The sequence below is a fragment of the Bordetella genomosp. 9 genome, from assembly GCF_002119725.1.
Lineage (GTDB): Bacteria > Pseudomonadota > Gammaproteobacteria > Burkholderiales > Burkholderiaceae_B > Bordetella_C.
Genome location: NZ_CP021109.1, coordinates 4546226 through 4566043 on the forward strand (window position 1 = coordinate 4546226; position 19818 = coordinate 4566043).

15 protein-coding genes are annotated in these 19818 nt (G+C 63.9%); 6 read left to right on the forward strand and 9 right to left on the reverse strand.

The features are described from left to right. Positions 1 to 20 precede the first annotated feature (20 nt). The 7 genes from CAL13_RS20915 to CAL13_RS20945 form a co-directional block, all read right to left on the reverse strand. Positions 21 to 1025 (reverse strand): asparaginase, encoded by a 1005-nt coding sequence (locus tag CAL13_RS20915; protein ID WP_086073419.1) that lies wholly within the window; start codon positions 1023 to 1025, stop codon positions 21 to 23. Next, positions 1018 to 1935, reverse strand: coding sequence for a ParB/RepB/Spo0J family partition protein (locus tag CAL13_RS20920; RefSeq protein WP_086059103.1), 918 nt, complete (start codon positions 1933 to 1935; stop codon positions 1018 to 1020). The genes CAL13_RS20915 and CAL13_RS20920 overlap by 8 nt, the downstream gene beginning before the upstream one ends. Before the next feature lie 33 nt (positions 1936 to 1968). Beyond that, positions 1969 to 2769, reverse strand: a complete 801-nt coding sequence (locus CAL13_RS20925; protein ID WP_086073420.1) for a GNAT family N-acetyltransferase — start codon at positions 2767 to 2769, stop codon at positions 1969 to 1971. Positions 2770 to 2774: 5 nt separating this feature from the next. Further along, positions 2775 to 3575, reverse strand: a complete 801-nt coding sequence (locus CAL13_RS20930; RefSeq protein ID WP_086073421.1) for a ParA family protein — start codon at positions 3573 to 3575, stop codon at positions 2775 to 2777. Further along, a complete protein-coding gene (gene rsmG, locus CAL13_RS20935) occupies positions 3572 to 4243 on the reverse strand; it encodes a 16S rRNA (guanine(527)-N(7))-methyltransferase RsmG (RefSeq protein ID WP_232467717.1) in 672 nt (223 codons plus the stop codon). Before rsmG ends, CAL13_RS20930 begins: the two co-directional genes overlap by 4 nt. 14 nt (positions 4244 to 4257) lie before the next feature. Then, a complete protein-coding gene (gene mnmG / locus CAL13_RS20940; RefSeq protein WP_086073423.1) occupies positions 4258 to 6174 on the reverse strand; it encodes a tRNA uridine-5-carboxymethylaminomethyl(34) synthesis enzyme MnmG in 1917 nt (638 codons plus the stop codon). A gap of 3249 nt (positions 6175 to 9423) precedes the next feature. After that, complete coding sequence (locus CAL13_RS20945; RefSeq protein WP_066357490.1) at positions 9424 to 9630, reverse strand: cold-shock protein; 207 nt, start codon at positions 9628 to 9630, stop codon at positions 9424 to 9426. Positions 9631 to 10021: 391 nt separating this feature from the next. Here CAL13_RS20945 and CAL13_RS20950 point away from each other — a divergent pair, with 391 nt between their 5' ends. After that, positions 10022 to 11188 (forward strand): pyridoxal phosphate-dependent aminotransferase, encoded by a 1167-nt coding sequence (locus CAL13_RS20950; RefSeq protein WP_086073424.1) that lies wholly within the window; start codon positions 10022 to 10024, stop codon positions 11186 to 11188. Here CAL13_RS20950 and CAL13_RS21295 read toward each other — a convergent pair. Next, positions 11185 to 11394 (reverse strand): hypothetical protein, encoded by a 210-nt coding sequence (locus tag CAL13_RS21295; RefSeq protein WP_157664911.1) that lies wholly within the window; start codon positions 11392 to 11394, stop codon positions 11185 to 11187. The genes CAL13_RS20950 and CAL13_RS21295 overlap by 4 nt on opposite strands. A gap of 1084 nt (positions 11395 to 12478) precedes the next feature. Between CAL13_RS21295 and CAL13_RS20955 the strand changes: the two genes are divergently transcribed. The 4 genes from CAL13_RS20955 (at position 12479) to CAL13_RS20970 (ending at position 17444) form a co-directional block, all read left to right on the forward strand. After that, positions 12479 to 12985, forward strand: coding sequence for a sigma-70 family RNA polymerase sigma factor (locus tag CAL13_RS20955; RefSeq protein ID WP_086059109.1), 507 nt, complete (start codon positions 12479 to 12481; stop codon positions 12983 to 12985). After that, on the forward strand, positions 12982 to 13968 hold the full coding sequence (locus CAL13_RS20960; RefSeq protein WP_086073425.1) for a FecR domain-containing protein: 987 nt from the start codon (positions 12982 to 12984) through the stop codon (positions 13966 to 13968). The genes CAL13_RS20955 and CAL13_RS20960 overlap by 4 nt, the downstream gene beginning before the upstream one ends. Before the next feature lie 200 nt (positions 13969 to 14168). After that, a complete protein-coding gene (locus tag CAL13_RS20965; protein ID WP_086073426.1) occupies positions 14169 to 16658 on the forward strand; it encodes a TonB-dependent siderophore receptor in 2490 nt (829 codons plus the stop codon). Positions 16659 to 16757: 99 nt separating this feature from the next. Beyond that, positions 16758 to 17444 carry a nitroreductase gene (locus CAL13_RS20970; RefSeq protein ID WP_232467718.1) on the forward strand — a complete coding sequence of 229 codons (687 nt, stop codon included), beginning with the start codon at positions 16758 to 16760 and terminating at the stop codon, positions 17442 to 17444. A gap of 42 nt (positions 17445 to 17486) precedes the next feature. On the opposite strand, the gene CAL13_RS20975 is transcribed toward CAL13_RS20970, so the two are convergent. After that, positions 17487 to 18707, reverse strand: a complete 1221-nt coding sequence (locus tag CAL13_RS20975) for an MFS transporter (protein ID WP_086059112.1) — start codon at positions 18705 to 18707, stop codon at positions 17487 to 17489. A 189-nt stretch (positions 18708 to 18896) separates the two neighbouring features. Between CAL13_RS20975 and CAL13_RS20980 the strand changes: the two genes are divergently transcribed. After that, positions 18897 to 19793 carry an AraC family transcriptional regulator gene (locus CAL13_RS20980; protein ID WP_232467856.1) on the forward strand — a complete coding sequence of 299 codons (897 nt, stop codon included), beginning with the start codon at positions 18897 to 18899 and terminating at the stop codon, positions 19791 to 19793. Positions 19794 to 19818: the final 25 nt, after the last annotated feature.

Here is a 19818-nt window from a genome sequence, read left to right on the forward strand (position 1 = left end):
CGCGCCGGCGGTCGTGTCCGCTAGGCAGCGTCGAAGCAGCGCTGCAGCGCGCCTGCGTCGCGCGTCGACATGAGTGCCAGCGTCAGGAGAATGCGCGCTTTCTGAGGGCTCAGGTCGCCGGCCGCGACGGTGCCCAGCGCGTCGTCATCCACCTCGGTGTTACGCTGGACATGTCCGCTTGCGGTGCGCGATGCGCGCACCACGGCCACGCCCTGCCCCGTCGCGCGGCCGATGGCCTGGAAAGCGGCCTGGCTGGCATTGCCGTCGCCGACGCCCGCCAGCACGATCCCCTGGTACCGGCTCGCCATGAAGTCGATCAGGTCTGGCTGCATGTCGGCATGCGCGTACACCACGCCGACGCGCGGCCACTGTTCGACCGGCGGCAAAGGCGCGGATTGCCAGGGATAGTGCGCTCGCGGCCGCGCCGTCCCATAGAACAGCGGTCCACCCGCCTGCACGATGCCCGCCGGGCCGCGCGTGGGCGATGCGAATGCGGCGATTCCCGATGCCGCGATTTTCTGCACGTCGCGCGCATGGTGAATGTGCTCATTCATCAACACCAGAGCGCCGCGCCCTTGGGCCGCCTCATCGCGCGCAACCGCTACCGCTGCGTACAGGTTTGCCGGCCCTTCGGAGCCCAGCGCCGTCGCGGGCCGCATGGCGCCTGTCAGCACCAATGGCTTGCGCAGCGGCACGGCGAGTTCGAGGAACCATGCCGTCTCTTCGAGGGTATCCGTGCCGTGCGTGACGACGATGCCGTCGATGTCCGTATCCTGCTGCAGGGCAGACACGCGCGTGGCCAGCCCTTGCCATACATCGTGGCGCATGTCCTGGCTGCCGATATTGGCGACTTGTTCCGCACGCAGATTCGCCAGGGAAGCCAGGCCAGGGACGCCGTCAAGCAGCGACTCGATATCGATGGTCCCCGGCACATAGCCCACACGCAAGCCGGCCACCGGCGCGCCGGCGATGGTGCCGCCGGTTCCGAGCACGGTCACGGTGGGAAGCGCGCGGTGTTCAGGCATCGTCGAGCACGCCGGAAAGGCCCTGCTTTTCGAGCAGCGAGTTGAGATGATCCCAGCCATGGAAATCGATGACGATTTGCCCGCGCTCGCGCGCGCCAACCTTCAGGCTAACGCGCGTGCCAAGGAAATCCGACATCGCTTCTTCCAGGCGGGCGACGTCGCGGGAATTGCCCACGCTCTTCTTGCGCGGCGCCGGCTCGGCGTCCTTCGCGGTCTTGGCCACCAGCTTTTCCGCTTCCCGTACCGATAGCCGTTTCGCGATGATCTGGTTGGCCAGCTGTATCTGCGTGGCGCCATCGACGGCGAGCAACGCGCGCGCATGGCCCATGTCGATATCGCCGGCGAGCAGCATGGTTTGCACAGCCGGTGCAAGATTGAGCAGCCGCAGCAGATTGCTGGTCGCCGAGCGCGAACGCCCGATAGCCTGTGCAGCCTGTTCGTGCGTGAGCCCGAATTCGTCCAGCAGGCGCCGCACGCCTTGCGCTTCTTCCAAGGGGTTGAGATCTTCGCGCTGAATGTTCTCGATCAGCGCCATCACCGCGGCGTTCTCATCCGGGACCTCGCGCACGAGGACCGGCACTTCCTTCAGACCCGCCAGCTGCGCCGCGCGGAAGCGGCGTTCGCCGGCGATGATCTCGTATTGTCCCGGAGCCGATTCGCCGAGCGGACGGACCAGGATGGGCTGCATGATCCCCTGGGTCCTTATCGACTCTGCCAGCTCGGTCAATGCGCCTTCGTCCATGCGCGTACGCGGCTGGTACTTGCCGGCGCGCATGACGCTCACGGGCAGGACATTGGCGGGCGCCTCCTGCTTCGGTTCGTTTTTCCCCAGGGTGTGGATGGCAGGCATATCGGCGCCGAGCAGGGCGTCGAGTCCGCGTCCCAATCCTTTTGGTTTCTTGGTGGCCATAGTTTTATTTCCCAGCGGACCTTGGCGGTCCGCTTAGTCCTGTTGTTGCGTGCGATACCAATACGTATACCGGTCGGCGAATCCCAACGACGCATACAGGCGGCGCGCCGGCGTGTTGCCACGTTCCACCTGGAGATAAGCCGTGCGGGCGCCGGCTTCGCGGCCCGTGCTCAACAGCCGATGCATCAGCTGCCTTGCATAGCCCCTGCCCCGCACCTGCGGATCCACCACCACGTCGAACACGCCCGCCAGGTCGCCATCCAGCACCGTCATGCCTGCCGCCACATGGCGGCCTTGCTCATCGCGCGCCAGCCATCGCGTGCATGGCACGGCAATGGAGGTCAATCGCTGCGTGTGTTCTGCAACCTGGTCGGGGGTGTCGTCGCGCAATTGCCCCGCGACGCGTGCGAAGAGCCCGGGATCGGCTTGCTCGTATCGTAGCGTGGCTTGCGGGGTCGCGGATTCGTCCCCCGCCAACGGCATCGCCATCACGCAGGTATCGTCGATCGCGGCAAAACCTTTGCGGTCGAGCTGACCGTCCAGCGCCGTATCGGGACAGATGGACGTGATCCGGAAAATGAAAGGCTGCCGCGCGCGGGCGTAAACCGCCGCGCAGTGCGCCAGTTTTTCGTCCAGGCTGCGTTGCGAGGCGGCGAGCACGTTGACGCTGCGCGCCCGCCGTGCCTTGGATGGCGCCCATCGCACCAGCCAGCCATCGTAGATCATCTGTTCGCGCACCACCGTGGCGTTCAACGCCGCCTCTTCGATGCGCGCGTCGAGCAGGTTTTTGCCGAGAGTGCGAGCAACCGCAGGCGTGGTGGGCGAAGCGCGCATGGCGGTCAGTCCGCCAGGGCCTTGACGCGCTCGATCATTTCCGCGCCAAACGAGATGTACGCTTGCGCGCCGCGCGAAGCACGATCGTAGACCACGCCAGGCATGCCGTAGCTGGGCGCTTCGGCAAGCCGGACGTTGCGGGGCACTACCGTGGCGAAAACCTTGTCGCCGAAGTGCGCTTCCAACTGCGCCGATACCTGCTGCTGCAGCGTCATGCGCGGATCGAACATCACCCGCAGCAGACCGATCACCCGCAGCTGGGGATTGATATTGCGATGCACGCGCTTGATGGTGTTCACCAGGTCCGACAGGCCTTCCAGCGCGAAGTACTCGCATTGCATCGGAATGATGACGCCATGGGCGGCGGCAAGACCGTTCAAGGTGAGCAGCGACAACGTGGGCGGGCAATCGACCAAGATGAAGTCGTAGTCGTCCGCCACGGTGTCCAGCGCGTGCTTCAGCTGACGCTCCCGCTCTTCCATTTGAACGAGGTCGATCTCGGCGCCCGCCAATTCGCGATTGGCAGGCAGGACGTCATAGCCCCCCACTTCCGATCGCACACGCGCATCCGCGATGGTGGTGTCGCCGATCAGCACCTCGTAAAGGTTCGACTGCAGGCTCGCCTTGTCGATGCCGCTGCCCATGGTCGCGTTGCCTTGGGGGTCCAGATCCACCAGCAGCACGCGTTTGCCATGCGTGGCCAGCCCAGCGGCCAGGTTGATGGCCGTAGTCGTTTTGCCGACGCCGCCCTTCTGGTTCGCGATACAGAACACACGGGCGGGATTGGCGGACACTGTTTCGTTCATGGATTTCCTTGACTACGCGCGCCGTGGCGGCGCATCCAGATCAGGCATCGCTGTGCGTCGAGTTCCGGGACCTGAATCGTTTGTACGGCGTCGACTTGCCATTCGCCCACGGCATGCAGGCGCTGGATCTCGTCGTCCGGCACTTTGCCTTTCAGGGCCAGCAGCGTACCACCGGCCGCGACGTGCTGTCCCGCCAGACGCGCGAAGTCATCGAGCGCGGCAAACGCGCGAGACGTTACGACGTGGCAGTTGCCAGGATCCAGGTCCTCGACGCGACCATGGACGGCGCGCAGGTTTGGCAGCGACAGCGCGCCCGAAACCTGCCGCACGAACGCGGTCTTCTTCTCCACCGCGTCAATACAGGTGATGTGCCAATCGGGACGCATGACGGCCAGGATGACACCTGGCAAACCCGCCCCGGCGCCGACGTCGTACAGCCGGCCGGCGGCTGGCATGGCCGAGGAGATGGGCGGGACAACCGCCAGGCTATCGAAAATGTGGTGGACCAGCATCTGCTGCGGGTCGCGGATTGCCGTCAGATTGTACGTGCGGTTCCAGCGCTGGAGCAGCTGCAGGTAGCCCAGCAGTTGCTCCAACTGTTCGTCGGACGGAACAAGACCAAGCGCCGCGCAGGCGTCTTTCAGCCGCTCACCGGCGTCCTGCGACATGACTTCCCGCGGGCTCATGCGGCGCGTTTGCGCGAGCCGTACTGCAGGCGCTTCAGGTGAATAAGCAGGAGCGAAATGGCGGCCGGGGTCACGCCCGATATACGCGCAGCCTGCCCGATCGTTTCGGGCCGATGGGTTTTGAGCTTCTGCCGCACTTCGAACGACAAACTCAGCACCGTGTCGTAGTCCAGATCCGCGGGGATGCGTTGGGATTCATGCGCCATGTGCTTTTGGACTTCGTCCTGCTGCCGGGCGATGTATCCCGCGTACTTCACCTGGATCTCGACCTGCTGGGCAGCGTCGCGATCCGCGACGCCTGGACCCGCGACCGGCGTCCCGTCTGGCAAAGCGGCCTGCATCAAAGCGTCATAAGTGACATTCGGACGCTTGAGCAGATCTGCTAGTGAGTACTCACGTTCGATCGCTTGCCCGAGCAAGGTTTGTGCGGTTTCTTGCGGGAGGTTGCGCGGCGTGACCCACGTCGACCGCAAGCGCTGCACCTCCTTTTCGACGGTTTCGCGCTTACGCTCGAAAGCCTCCCAGCGGGCGTCGTCGACCAGGCCGAGACGCCGACCCGTCTCCGTCAGGCGCATGTCTGCATTGTCCTCGCGCAGGCTGAGGCGATACTCCGCTCTCGACGTGAACATCCTGTACGGTTCGGTGACGCCTCGCGTGATGAGATCGTCGACCAGAACGCCCAGATAGGCTTCGTCGCGCCGCGGCGTCCAAGGCTCGCGCTCCAACGCAGCCAACGCGGCGTTCGCGCCGGCGAGCAAGCCCTGTGCTGCGGCTTCTTCGTATCCAGTCGTACCGTTGATCTGGCCGGCGAAATACAGTCCGGATATTGCGCGCGTCTCCAATGTCGACCGTAATCCACGCGGGTCGAAGTAGTCGTACTCAATCGCGTATCCGGGACGCAGGATGTGCGCGTTCTCCAGTCCCGGCAGGGAATGGATGAGCTCCAGTTGCACGTCGAACGGCAAGCTCGTGGAAACGCCGTTGGGGTAAACCTCGTGCGTATCGAGCCCTTCAGGCTCGAGGAAAACCTGGTGTGAGGCCTTGTCCGCGAAGCGGTGAATCTTGTCCTCAATGGAGGGACAATACCGGGGTCCGACACCTTCGATCACGCCGGTGTACATCGGGGAGCGGTCGAGTCCGCCGCGGATGATCTCGTGCGTGCGAGCGTTGGTATGCGTGATCCAGCAGGGCAGCTGCCGGGGATGCATCGATGGCTTGCCCAGAAAAGAAAACACCGGCATGGGGTCCAGGTCGCCCGGCTGTTCCTCCAATACGCTGTAATCGATGGTCCGTCCGTCGATGCGCGGGGGCGTGCCCGTCTTCAGCCGTCCTTGCGGCAATTGCAGTTCACGGAGCCGCTGTCCGAGCGATGTCGCCGGGGGGTCGCCGGCGCGGCCAGCAGAGTAGTTCTGCAGGCCGACGTGGATCAGGCCGTTCAGGAAGGTACCGGCAGTCAGCACGACCTTGCGCGCACGAAACTTCAGTCCGATCTGGGTGATAGCGCCGACCACCCGATCCCCTTCCACCATCAGGTCATCGACCGCCTGCTGAAACAGCCAGAGGTTGGGCTGGTTCTCCAGTCGGGAGCGGATAGCCTTCCGATAGAGGACGCGGTCCGCCTGCGCCCGTGTGGCGCGCACTGCGGGCCCCTTGGAGCCGTTGAGGATGCGGAATTGAATTCCCGCCTCATCGGTGGCCAAGGCCATCGCGCCGCCCAGCGCATCGATTTCCTTGACCAGATGGCCTTTGCCGATCCCCCCAATGGACGGATTGCACGACATCTGTCCGAGGGTTTCGATGTTGTGGGTAAGAAGAAGGGTTTTCGCGCCAATGCGGGCTGACGCCAGGGCCGCTTCAGTGCCGGCGTGGCCACCGCCCACCACAATGACGTCGAACTCGCGGGGATAATCCATGGGGGTATATGCGGGGAGAAAGAGCTGCGAGCCGTGATTATAGAGGCTCGGCGTTTGGCGGGTGTTTCACGTGAAACAGGGTAGCGGATCGGTTTCCGTTTAATCCCTCCGATGGGAAAGGCGCCGTAATGCTGGCCTATCCTGAACGCCGGGTGGACCCCCTGCTTCTCATGATGACGAGCGCGGGCCCTCACGGGCGGCGCCTCCATTGGCGCCTCTAACGCAAAGCTCTACGCTGCGTGCCGGGCTCTACCCAATAGGTTGCCAACCTCCTCCTGGTCTCCGCTTCGAGCGAACGTCACAGTGCGCAAGCCGTAATGGGGACGTCGTCCGGGAGCAAACCGACACCAGCCCTACCTACTGCGACCGCCGTTCACGCCTCGCCGCCGCTATCTGGGGCAGCCTTCGAAACGCATGCGTCCGAAGCGGCTCCTGGGGTTGGTAGCGTTCCACGTGGAACATCGTCTCGCGACAGGTGCGTCGACGCACCCACGGCAAATGTTCCACGTGAAACAGCAGTTGTGGTGCACAGCCACACTTGGGAAAACTCCACGCACCAGCAGTCTAAGTTTCACCATGCCTCAAGAACCCACTCCGAAGGCCTGCAACCATATCCGATCATGCTTCTGAGACAAACCCACCGCGACACCTAGGGACGGCACCCTATCATTTCCTCCATGTCATGCATCTGCAACGAGTCAGTAGCAACGCATAAACCGATGAAAGCCCTGTCCATCCGCGTGACAACAGACAATCAAGCCGGCGCGCGACGGAGCGTAGGCGTGCCGGAATAAGATGCAGCGCCTCCGACACCAGCTCTCCCAGGTATCTAGTGGCGGTCTATCCGCGTGCATATAGACTGAGCGCTAGCGCTGCGCAAGGTATGCGACTAGGGGCAGTATGGTTACCCACCAAGCCATCGCTTGCCTGCTGCGTTATCGAGATCGCCATCGCGCTCAGCCCACCGAACCTCGTTCGATTGCCCGGATCGTTATCTCACCAGGGCTGCGCTGTAAGGCGCAAGCCACACAAGGCAGCGCGACCATCCCCTCAGGTAGAGCGAACCCGGCACCGCCCTACTTGCTTGAGATGCTTTGGTATCCCGCGCCTGTATAGCGGGGTGGTGCCGATGTACGGTCAAACAAGCGTGGTAAGTTCGCGGCAATGCGTTTACCTGGGCCGGCGAAACCTTCGCCGCCCATAATCCCCGGCTGAACCAGAGGCTGCAGGCCCCGGACACATTGTTCGATCAGGCACCCCATGCCCGTTTCGAGAATGACTGATACCGCCACGCTGGCGCCGGCATGCTCCTGCCCCAAAGCAGTAGCCCTTTCGGGCGCCCACGGGAACGCGTCGGTAGTTTCTAGCGCAGCCGGCGGTCACTCCTTAAAGCTTCGGCGAGCTCCAGCCGCGGGGGAGGCGGTGGTACCTATGATCACCGGTCGCGCCCATTGAAGCCCAAGTCGGGGTGTCGGACGTTATGATGTGTGTGCCCTTATCCCTATCCGAGGTCCGGCGCTCACGCGATGTTCCACGTGGAACATAAAACCGCTGTGGCAAGACGCCACATCGCTCCGGCAAACGCCGGATGTTCCACGTGAAACACAACGGGCGCGCGGCGGTCATGCCCGTTGGGGGGTCCTCGAGCCGACCGCGGTGGACGCGCCTACTTCACATCTGCGATGTGACGCGGCCCCGCCCTTCCTGGCGTACATGCACCACGAACACTGTCTTTCCTTAAGTGGTACCGCCATCCTGTGATCTGTAGCGGGAACCGCCAAACCGCTAGGGGACAGTGCAAGTTTGGGGGCGATCCATCGGATGGCTCTTACCGACCACGGGGTCTCCTGAGTAGGAGCAGTTCTACCGGTAGTTGCGATGCGCCACGATGAATGGTCCCTGCTGCCCGCTACCCGACCGCCGATGCGGGAATCCGCCGCAGCGCAGTCCGCGTTGTTGATCGGAGAAGTCCCTTCCCGGGCGCGGCAGCGGCAGAGGCGCCGCCTCTTGTCGCCCACGTTGAGTAGCGCGAGATCGGCCAACATAGCAGCATGTGCAACTCCTCTGCCTTCGGGCCGTACCGCTTACGGCGCCCAGCGCGTCGCACTCAGCTCTTGATTCCACGGGACGGAATCAGGCGGGTTGAATGGACCACGGTCCGCAGCCAGAGCAGATCTGCCGTATGCCAAATCCTTTCCTGTTCACTGACCAACACGGCGACAAAGATATGCGGAGATGCCGCTACCTGAGCGACAGGAGGGGACGTTATAGGCGAATCCGCCCGCTCGCCGCCCGGAGATCGAAGGCGCCGCGGAAATAATCCGGACAGTCCATGGGGCAGTGGCAATATTGTCTCGACGTACAACTGCCCAGCACCCGCCCCGCATACGGTCCAGACGGTGTGCATCCACTTTGCCGTATCGGCGTCGCGACTTCTGAAGTTCGCCGCTAACCTCGCTTGGTATCGACGCCAGCGTGAATGCACGTCTCGTCCATCAGCCAAACGGTGTGGAGAATCAACCATGTGACCCACGTTTCACGTGGAACAGTCGCTCCTCTGCTGATCCGTACGGTCTACGGCATACGCTCGAACATGGCGGGCCTGGCCGGCTTGCAGGTTGGTTGCGGCTAGCGCTTCGCATACAGCGCCAAGCGCCAATGCGTATTGAGAACCCGCTACCCAGGGGGGCGGAAGTCGACCGCGTGAGCCGCCGCACGGGCCGCGTACCGCCACGGGAACGAATGCGGCGCCAGACGCGCGCGCATATATCCACAGAAGTACCCACAGCGAACCAAGCGGCCTCCAGCGCGCAGGCGCGATGGGGATATTTCTGTGAACAACCGGGAGGCCGGCTTGAGGGCTGGCACGAGACAGCAGGGACACGATCCTCGCCGAATGGAGAAATCTACAAAAACCCCGTGGTTTGAGCGGTCTCACTTACACGCTCTATATAAAAACTACCAAAAACCAGGCCCGGGACGCTGTGGCAGAAGGAGTGGCCCCCTAGCGACGTGTCTGCGGAACCTGTGTATAACTTAGGGCCACATTCTGGTCCTAGACATGCGGTTCGAAGGTGAAACCCCGAAACGGAGGAGCGACGCCATGGACAATCCAGTACTTGTCCACAGGTTTATCCACCTTGAAAAACACAACGCCCCAGGCGCCATAGGGGCAACTGGGGCGACAAGGCTGGCGAACGCCAGCGCCGCTATGCGGCTCGGGTACGTGTGGTTGTGTTGTCTAACGGCTTACAGCGGACGAATGTCGGCAGCCTGCGGACCCTTGGGGCCGTCCTTGACTTCGAACTCGACGTCCTGGCCTTCGTTCAGGCTGCGGTAGCCGCGGCCCTGAATCGCCGAGAAATGTGCGAAGACGTCCACGCCGCCGGCGTCAGGGGTGATGAACCCATAACCCTTGTCAGCGTTGAACCACTTCACTTTGCCCTTCTGAACCATTTGTATAGCGTCCTATAAAAACACAATGCTGTGCGCGGATGTGATTCAAGGACGCTGACGCGATCCGGGTGGCGGCCAGATCCAGCCAGAAACAGCACCTGCGCCGGGCAGGAGGCCGAAGCGAAACGAGACAGACACTCGACTTGAATACAACAGCGAACTGAGCATACTCAGCCGTGATGACGCCAACAAATAGTTGTTTACCCCTATGTGGTTTTTTTTTAACTTGTCTCACAAGTTAGACGGGCCTTCATAGAGGCGTCATGTCGTTTCCCGGCATAAAGATATGCCGCACCGCCGGCAAAAGCCGCCCTCACATCTCGCGCCGGAGCTTGACGGTGGGATACTTCTGACCTTCGTTTCCGCAACGCGAGCACGCAACCCCTACACCATGATCCGCTCCAAATTGCCCGACGTAGGCACCACCATATTCACCGTCATGAGCCGGCTGGCCATCGAGCACCAGGCCATCAACCTGGGCCAGGGCTTTCCCGACTTCGATCCCTCGCCGGCGCTTGTGGACCTGGTCTCCAAAGCCATGGCGGCCGGACACAATCAATACCCGTACATGCCCGGCGTCGCGCCATTGCGTCAAGCGATTGCGGACAAGACTTTGCGCCTGTACGGCCACGCCTACGATCCCGAAACCGAGATCACGGTGACGAGCGGCGCCACCGAAGCGCTGATGGCCACCATCCTGGCGGCCGTCGACTCAGGAGACGAAGTGGTCGTGATCGAGCCCTGCTACGACTCCTATCTTCCGGCGATACGTCTGGCCGGCGGAACCGCCGTACCGGTCCCGCTCCGGCCGCCGACATCCGACGATCCGTATTACCGGATCGATTGGCAGCGGGTTCGAGACGCGATTACGCCCAAAACCCGCCTGCTCATGCTGAACTTTCCGCACAATCCCACCGGCGCGGTGTTGAACGACAGCGACCTGGACGCCCTGGAAACGATTGTGCGCGACACCGGCGTGCTGCTGGTGTCGGACGAGGTGTACGAACACATCGTCTTCGATGGACAGGCACACGCGAGCGTGTCGCGCCGGCCGCTTCTCGCGGAACACGCTTTCGTTATTTCCTCGTTCGGGAAGACCTATCACACAACCGGGTGGAAAATCGGCTATTGCTGCGCCCCGCGTCACTTGACCGCGGAGCTGCGCAAAGTCCACCAATTCATGGTGTTCACCGTGCCGTCCCCCATGCAACACGCTTTTGCGGCGTACATGCAGGACCCGGCTCCCTACCTGGAATTGCCCGCGTTCTACCAGGCCAAGCGGGATCGGCTGCATCGAGGCCTGTCGGCCACGCGTTTCCGTCCGTTGCCCAGCCCTGGGACGTTCTTCATGATGGCCGACTACAGCGCCATTTCGCATCTGCCGGAAGCCGAGTTCGCCCGGTGGCTGACAATCGAACACAAGGTGACGGTAATTCCGATCTCGGCCTTCTACCGGCGCCCCGAAGCACCGGAATCGAACCACAAGCTGATCCGGTTTTGCTTCGCGAAGAAGGACCAGACGCTGGATCAGGCCCTGGAGCGTTTGGCGGGGGTCTAGCGCCGCGATCTATTGCCCGGGGTACCCACGGGTGCGGGGATGACAAAGGCAGCCTCTGGCTGCCTTTCTGCTTTGTGGACGCCGTGCGGTTGGCCTTGCCGCTTGCGGGCAAGGTCAAACTGTTTATGCGGCTTTTTCGGGCCGCCTTTTCCGGAACGGCCCAGCATCCGGGCGGCGAGGCCGATCCGCAGATCGAATGTTTTCACTTTCTTTTCTCTATATATAAAGACTGGTAGTGATGGGTGTCTGTGGATAACTGGACAACCTCCGATTTGCCTGTCGACTCAACCGGTTACGCCGTTTCCCGCCTGTGCGCTAGCCATGTTTGGAGGGGTACGCCAAATTGGACAACTTTTCGTGTCGACGCAGATTCCCGGCTTGTTCCCGTCCGATCCACATGCTTTGCACAACCGCCTCCAGAGACGTTATTCACAGGCGGGTCGACGTCGTCCCCCAAGAAATCTCTTGCAGGCGGCTGCGTTCAGATTCCGCCGGGCAAGTCGACGCGTCCCCGGGGGAACAGGAGCAGACACTGCGGGAGCGCCGTTGCAGCGACTTTGCGCCGTCGTGACGCCACGAGCGATGAACAGGCGACACCTGGACCTGGGCAGTCCTGGCGATCGCGCCAGAAGCCCATGCGGCCCTCTGCTGACATCGGCACTGTTGCGCGGGCTGAAGATTGTTCGCGTTTGGGACCGCCGTCACATGCGGCGGGAGGGACTCCGGCGAAAGTCGACCGACAACCGGCGTTGCGCAGATTTCAAATTCCCGAGCATCCGCCCGGCACGGGGGCGATGCGGTTTGGTCCTTTCGCCGCTTTTCCTTTGGGAATCGCCTCCTGATAGCCCCATCGTACCGGTCGCCCACCCAAGCGCTCGCCGGAACCTATGTTTTCACATCTTCTTTTCTATATAAAAAGACTGGTAATGATGGGAGTCTGTGGAAAACTGGAAAACTGCCAGATTCCCCATGGCAATCAAGGCCTTGGTCGACCTTGGCGCTTGTGCAAGAACTCTGTTCTGCGCCAGGGACAGACTTGAGCAACTTTCCGCGATGTGGCACGGAAAGTGGCTTATGCCCACGCCGTCCACACCGTTTCCACATGTCGACCTCGCAGAGCTTACCCACAGGCGTTTTGCCTCGGGAAGCGCCGAATGTGGTTCCCCGCACGTCAACTGCGACAGATCCCGCCGCCCCGCCCGGCAGGCGGCGGACGCTACCGGAAGCGCGCTTTCATTCGTATAATAGTGAGAACAATTCTCATTAAATAGAAGGCGCCAGGAAATCGCCATGACTGCCGAGTCTTCCGCGCACGATGCCGTACACACGCTTTATCGCCACCACCATGGATGGCTCTTGGGCTGGCTGCGCGGCAAGCTCGGATGCGGCCATGACGCGGCGGATCTCGCGCAAGACACCTTCGTAAGAGTCTTGAAGGCCCGCAACGCCCAGCAAATCCGCGAGCCCAGAGACTATCTGGCCACCATCGCGAAAGGCTTGATGGTGGACATGTACCGGCGGCGGTCGCTGGAGCGCGCTTACCTGGAAGCATTGAGCCAGCTGCCTCCGCAAGCCGTTCCTTCCGTGGAGTCGCGGGCGCTGATACTGGAAGCCCTGTGGCAGGTCGACCGCGTGCTGGACCGGTTGGACCGCCGCGCGCGCGAAGCTTTCATCCTGTCGCAGTTCGATGGGTTGACCTATGCGCAGATCGCCGAACGCCTGGGGGTCACCCAGCGTACGGTGAACAATTGCATGGTCAGGGCGATCGAGGCCTGTTGCCAGGCGCTGGCTCCATGACGCGCATGCACGCCCTGCCGGCGGACCGCATCGACGATGCCGATGTCCAAGCACTGCGCGAGGCGGCGCGGCGCTTTGCATTCCTGTGTTCGGGCGAGGCGGGCGAACGGGATTGGGCCGCCTTGCATGCCTGGCGCCAGGAACGCCCCGAGCATGAACGGGCGTGGCAGCGCATTGAAGCCATGCGCAGTACCTTGCGGGAAGTGCCGGCGAATGTCGCGTCTCCGGTGCTGCGCACTACCCGGCGCCAACGGCGCGCCGTACTGAAAAGCATCGTCGGACTGACCGGCGGCGCGGCCCTCGGCTATACCGCCTGGGCCGCCCTGCCCTGGGCGCGCTGGGGCGCGGCCTATCGGACGGCCGCAGGCGAACAGAAAGACGTGCGACTGGTTGACGGCAGCGTGGTGTCGATGAATACCGACAGCGCGATGGACGTCCGTCACGACGGCGGCAATGGCATACGCGTGCAGCTGTTCGCTGGCGAAATTCTGGTCACCATGCCGCCGTCGCAGCCGCATCCAGCCGCAGCGCGGCCTTTGACCGTCTGTACCGTTGACGGCGAAGCATCCGGCCTTGGCGCCCGCTTTACGGTACGAAAGCGGGATGACGATACCGGAGTCGCCGTTTATGGCGGCGAAGTGTCGATCCGTCCTTTGCAGGACCGTCCGCTGGCCGTCCCAGCCGGCATGCAGGTGGCCTTCGACGCGCGGGCGGCGGCATCCTACGGTCCTGTAGACGAAGACGCCCTGGCGTGGCGCCGGGGCAGCCTGGTCGTCCACGACTGGCCCCTGGCGAAGGTCGTGGCGGAAATCGGCCGCTATCGCGCAGGTGTGGTCGGCTGTTCGGCCGCCGTTGCGGACCTGCGCGTGACCGGCGCTTTTCCCACCCGGGATACCGATCGGGCCATCGCCGCGCTGACCAAGGCCTTCCCGGTCCGTGCCGTGTTCGTGACTCGCTATTGGGTTCGGCTGGAAGCCGCCTGAGCCGGCAACTTCCGCCGCCGGTCCCGCCTGTCGCGCACCGCAGCCGGAAACGTCCACAGGCCGCGCCCGCATCGAGCGGCACGATGGCCAGCGTGGCGCCTGCCAACGGCAGATTGATGCGGATTTTTTGCCGCCACGCTTTCACTTTTTCGCCGCTCATTCGGCCCACGGGTAAACCCCCCACGGTCGAAGGAAAAGCCATGTCTGCGTTTCTCTGCGATGTATCCCCTGTGTCCGGTCCGTCTCTGCGGCTGGCTCGAGCCGCATTGTCGCTGGCGCTCGCGGGATTCGCGGCCGGCGCGCCCTTGTTTGCGAACGCCGCGGAGCCCGCATCGCGCGCCAATGACGCCGCCGGCCGCGCGGTTTACGACATCGCCGCTGGCGACCTGACGCGCGTGCTGACCGATTACGCGGCGGCCGCCGGCGTGGCGTTGTCGTTCGATGCGGGACTGACGCGCGGCCGGTCGTCGCCCGGTCTGCACGGGCGGTACACCCTCGATCAGGGATTTGCCGCCATCCTTTCGGGTTCCGCGCTCCATGCCATGCAGCAGGGGCCGGGCGTTTATACCTTGCGCGCGCAACCCGCCGGCACGCCGCCCGTGGCGGTGATGCCGGAAGTCCAGGTGATGGCGCAGGATGGCGATCCGTGGGGCCCAGTGTCCGGATATATCGCGCAGGACAGCGTGACGGCGACCAAGACCGATGCGCCGCTGCTCGAGACTCCCCAGTCGGTATCCGTCGTGACGCGGCAGCAAATGGACGACCAGGGCGCGCAGACGGTGTCCCAGGCCTTGCGCTATACGGCGGGCGTGGTGCCGGAAGCGCGGCCGGGCCGATACGACTATCCCAATATCCGCGGATTCGGCACCCCGGGCGGCGCCGACGCCAACTTCGTCGGGCTCATGGACGGTCTGCGGCTGCCGCGCGGGGTGTACTACATCGCGCCGTCGATCGATCCCTACATGTTGGAGCGCGTGGAAGTGCTGCGAGGACCGGCGTCCGTCCTGTACGGGAGCATGAGCCCGGGCGGCGCGGTGAACCTGCTGAGCAAGCGCCCCGTGTTCGACCCGCAGTACGAGCTCGATCTGCAATACGGCAGTTTCGACCGCAAGCAGGCGGCATTCGATTTCTCCGGCCCGGTGGACGAGACCAAGACGCTGGCGTACCGGCTAACCGGGTTGACGCGGGATGCGTCAACGCAAGTGGATTACACGAAGGACCAGCGGACTTCCATTTCGCCTTCGCTCACCTGGCAGCCCGACGCCGACACGCGCTTCACGCTATTGGCCAACTACCAGCATGACCCGACCGCAGGCGCCTTCAATTACCTGCCTGCGCTTGGCACCGTGAACGCCACGGGCTGGGGACGCCTGCGGACGGGTTTCTTCGACGGCGATCCCGACTTCGATCGTTCCAAGCGCAAACAGTATTCGGTCGGATACGAGTTTGAGCATCGCTTCAACCGCACGTGGACCGTGCGCCAGAACCTGCGCTACATGCATGCCGGCTACACGTATAAATCGGTGTACGAGACGGGATGGGAAAACCCGGAAGATCCGGTGGTGCTGACGCGCGCCACAATCGCGACGCGCGAGGCCTTCGACAACATCGCGGTGGATAACCAGCTTCAGGCGACCTTCGATACCGGGGCATGGAAGCACACGGCTTTGTTGGGGGCGGATTATCGGCACAACTATGCGACCGCAACGATGGGCTATGGCGCCGCGCCGTCCCTGAACGTGCTGGCGCCGGTCTATGGGCAGGACATCGTTACGCCGCCGGACGCCACGCGGACCCGGCAGTATCTGGACCAATTCGGCGTGTACCTGCAGGACCGCATACGCTGGGGCCGTTGGGCATTTCTGGCGGGCGTGCGCAACGACTGGGTCGACAACCGCAATACGGCAACGACCGTCGACACTGGCGTGACGGTGCGTCAGCCGCAGTCCGACGACGCTTTCACGTATCGGGTTGGCGCGACCTATCTGTTCGATAACGGTCTGGCGCCGTATGCGAGCTACTCGACGTCGTTCGAGCCGGTGACGGGTACGGATTTCAGCGGGAATCCGTTCAAGCCGACCAAGGGCAGGCAGATCGAAGCAGGCTTGAAGTACCAGCCGGATGGACTGAAGAGCTTCTTCACGGCGTCCGTGTTCCAGATCACGCAGACCAATGTGAAAACTCCGGACCCCGACCCTGAACATCTGTTCGCCAGCGTGCAGACCGGCGAGATCCGTTCACGCGGCGTGGAGCTGGAAGCCCATGCCGCGCTGACGCGGGACCTGGACGCGATCGTCGCGTATACCTGGTTGAACGCCGTCAATACGAAAAGCAATAGCGCGCAGGACAAGTGGCCGTTCGCCGTGCCGCGCAACGTCGCTTCGGCCTGGCTCGATTACCGCCTGCCCGCCAACGTCCTGCCCGGCGTGTCGCTGGGAGCGGGCGTGCGCTACGTCGGCAGTTCCTTCGGCAACGAGCAGAACACGTTCAAGGTGTCGTCATACACCCTGGTGGACGCGGCCATTCGCTACGACTTGGGCAAGCTGAACGCGCGTTTTTCGGGCGCCGATATTGCGGTCAATGCCTCGAATCTTTTCGACCGCAGGTTCGTGGCGTCGTGCTGGTCCGACACTTCATGCTTTTACGGGCCGCGCCGCAGCGTAGTCGCGAATCTGCGTCTGCGCTGGTAGACGGCGGGGCTGGCTGGCGCCGGGCGCATAATGTTCGCACCTGCGCCGCACGCGGATCCTGCCGCGGCGGTTTGTGCGTTCTACGGGAGGAACAGTGCCATGACCATGAAAGCGCCGCATGAAGTCGTCGATGAAGCGATCCGCTCGCGCCGCAGCGTGCGAGGGTTTCTGCCGACGCCGGTGCCCATGGACACCATACGGGATATTCTTTCCGTGGCGTCGTACGCGCCCAGCGGCAGCAACATCCAGCCCTGGAAAGTACATGTCATTACGGGACGCACGCGCGATGCCTTGTCGGCTGCCCTGCTTGATGCGCATGCGCGCAAGGAGCCGGAATCGCGCGAGTACGCCTACTATCCGGTCAAGTGGCGCAGCCCCTACATCGAACGGCGCCGGCAAACGGGTTGGGGCCTGTACGAAACGGTAGGCGTGGCCAAGGGCGATCGCGCAGGTTCGGCGCGTCAGCACGCGCGCAACTACGCATTCTTCGGCGCGCCGGTGGTATTGATGTTCTGTATCGACAGCGACCTGGAAAAAGGGAGCTGGCTGGATTTCGGCATGTTCCTGCAGAACATCATGGTGGCGGCGCGTGGACGCGGTTTGCATACCTGCCCCCAGGCCGCCTTGGCGAACTATCCGGATATCGTCAAACGCTGTCTTGGCATCGGCCCCGACCAGGTCCTGGTCTGCGGGCTGTCCATCGGCCATGAGGATCCCGATTGCGTCGCCAACCGCTTCCGGCCGCCGCGCATCGGCCTGGATGAGTTCGTGACATATCACGATTGAAGCGATGCCGGCATAACGCTGGGCATCGCTTCGCCGCGCCGGTCACGCCGCCGCGGGCGCGGGGTGCGGACGCAGTCTGAGCAGTATCAACATCGTGGCCAGGAGCAGCGCAACACCGCTGGCGGCGAACACGCCCAGCGCGCCGCTGCTATCGAAAATGGCTCCGCCGGCCGCCGCGCCCAGCGTGATGGCAAGCTGCACCGCGGCCACGATCAGGCCGCCGGCGCTCTCGGCCTCGTCTGGCACCGCCCGCGTGATCCAGGTGGACCAGCCGACAGGCACGGTGCCGAAGGCGAAGCCCCACAGCGCAATCATCGCGAAGTCGGCGTAGACGGCGCTGCCCAAGGCCACCATTCCCAGTCCCAGCGCCGCCATGAGCAACGGCATCAAAGCCAGCGTCAAACGCAGATTGCGCTCCAGCATGAACCCGGCCACGGTGGTGCCGGCGAAGTTCGCGACGCCGAAACCCAGCAGAATTGCGGACAGTCCGTGCACGCCGACGCCCGCCACGGTCTCCAGGAAGGGGCGCAGATAGGTGAAGAAGGCGAAGTGGCCGGTAAAGACCAGGATGACGGCGAGCATGCCGAGCGCGATACCGGGGCGGCGCAGCACTTCCACCAGCGTGCCCAGCCGCGTCTCTCCGCGAGCTGCCATGCGAGGCAGCGTCGCCAGCTGCCAGATGAAGGTCACCACGCCGATCGCCGTGGTCGCCAGGAAGACGTTGCGCCATCCGATCAGGTCGCCCAGATAGCTGCCGACCGGCGCGGCCACGATCGTCGCGGCCGATACGCCGCTGAACATGACGGACAAGGCGCGCGGAATCAGCGGTTCAGGCACCAGACGCATGGCCGTGGCCGCCGACATCGTCCAGAAGCCGCCAAGCGCGATGCCCAGCAGCACGCGGCCCAGGATCAGGATCGTCAGCGTCGGCGCCGCGGCGACCAGCAGATTGGACGCGATCAGCAGCAATGAAAAGGCAAGCAGGACATGGCGCCGGTCGAGGCGCCGCGTCGCAGAGGCGATAAGCAGACTGGTTACCAGCGCGACCGCCGCCGTGGCGGTCACCGCCTGTCCTGCCATGCCTTCGGTCACGCCCAGGTCCGCCGCCATGGGCGTCAGCAGGCTGGCCGGCAGGAACTCGGCCGTGACCAGGCCGAACACGCCCAGAGACATCGAAAAGACCGCGGGCCAGGCCGGCTTCACGGGGGACTGCCCCGCCGGCGCCGTTTCCGCCTTGCTGGCGCTGAGTGGGTTCGAGTGCATCGTGATCTCACCAAAAAGGGACTTGGAATAGCGCGCAGCTTAGGCTAGAGTGACCGGACGATCCATGCCATTGAATCCGAAATGTTTGATCGAAAGTCTGGGCTTGGCGATGAGGCGGTCGACGTCGGGCCCGATGGCGTTGCGCCACCGGTCCGCGCCGGCGACGTCGTCAGCGAACTCCTGCTGGGCATGCGTCTGTTCGGCATCCAGTACCGGCGCATACAAATGCCGCGTCCTTTCGGCGTGCGGTTCCATGCCGCGCCCGGCCGTGCGCAATTCCACTTCGTGGCCCGCGGAAAGATATGCCTGCGCACCGAGGGCGGCGCCCTCCATACGCTGGAAGCCGGCGGCGCGGTATTGCTGCCGCAGGGCAAGACCCACTCCCTGCTGTCCGATCCAGGGGTGCAGGCGCGCGATATCGCCACGTTCGACACGCTCAAGCTGTGCGAGACCGTGTGCGCCCTGGTCGCGGACGCCGATAGCTGCCATGGGTGCGACGACCCGCTGGTTTTCAGCGCCTGCATGGAGTTCGACTTGGGCGGCATGCATCCCTTGATTGCCCTGATGCCGGAGGTCATGCGGGTCGACACGCTCCTGGACCGTTATCCGGAAATCCTTCCCATGCTGGAAGCCATGGCGCGCGAATCGCGCGAAGAGCGGGCCGGCTATGCCGCCATCCTGGCGCGGCTGGCGGACGTGGTGGCGGCCTTCATCGTGCGCGGCTGGGCCGAATGCGGATGCGGCGACGCGGCGGGCTGGATACAGGCCCTGAAGGATCCCAGGCTGGGCCGCGCCATCGTGGCGATGCACCGCGACCCGGGACGCGATTGGACGGTGGCGGAGCTCGCCGAGCAGATGGGCAGCTCGCGTTCCGTCTTCGCCGAACGCTTCCTGGCCGTGACCGGCATGACGCCGTTGCGCTACCTCACGGAATTGCGCATGCGGCTGGCGGCGCAGTGGCTGCGCGATGGAAAGATGTCGATCGAAGCCGCGGCTTACGAGCTGGGGTATGGATCGCAGGCGGCGTTCAGCCGGGCGTTCAAGCGGGTGGTAGGCTATCCGCCCGGGGCGGCGCGGGCGGGTTGATGGCGTTGTCGGCGTCTGTCGGGGG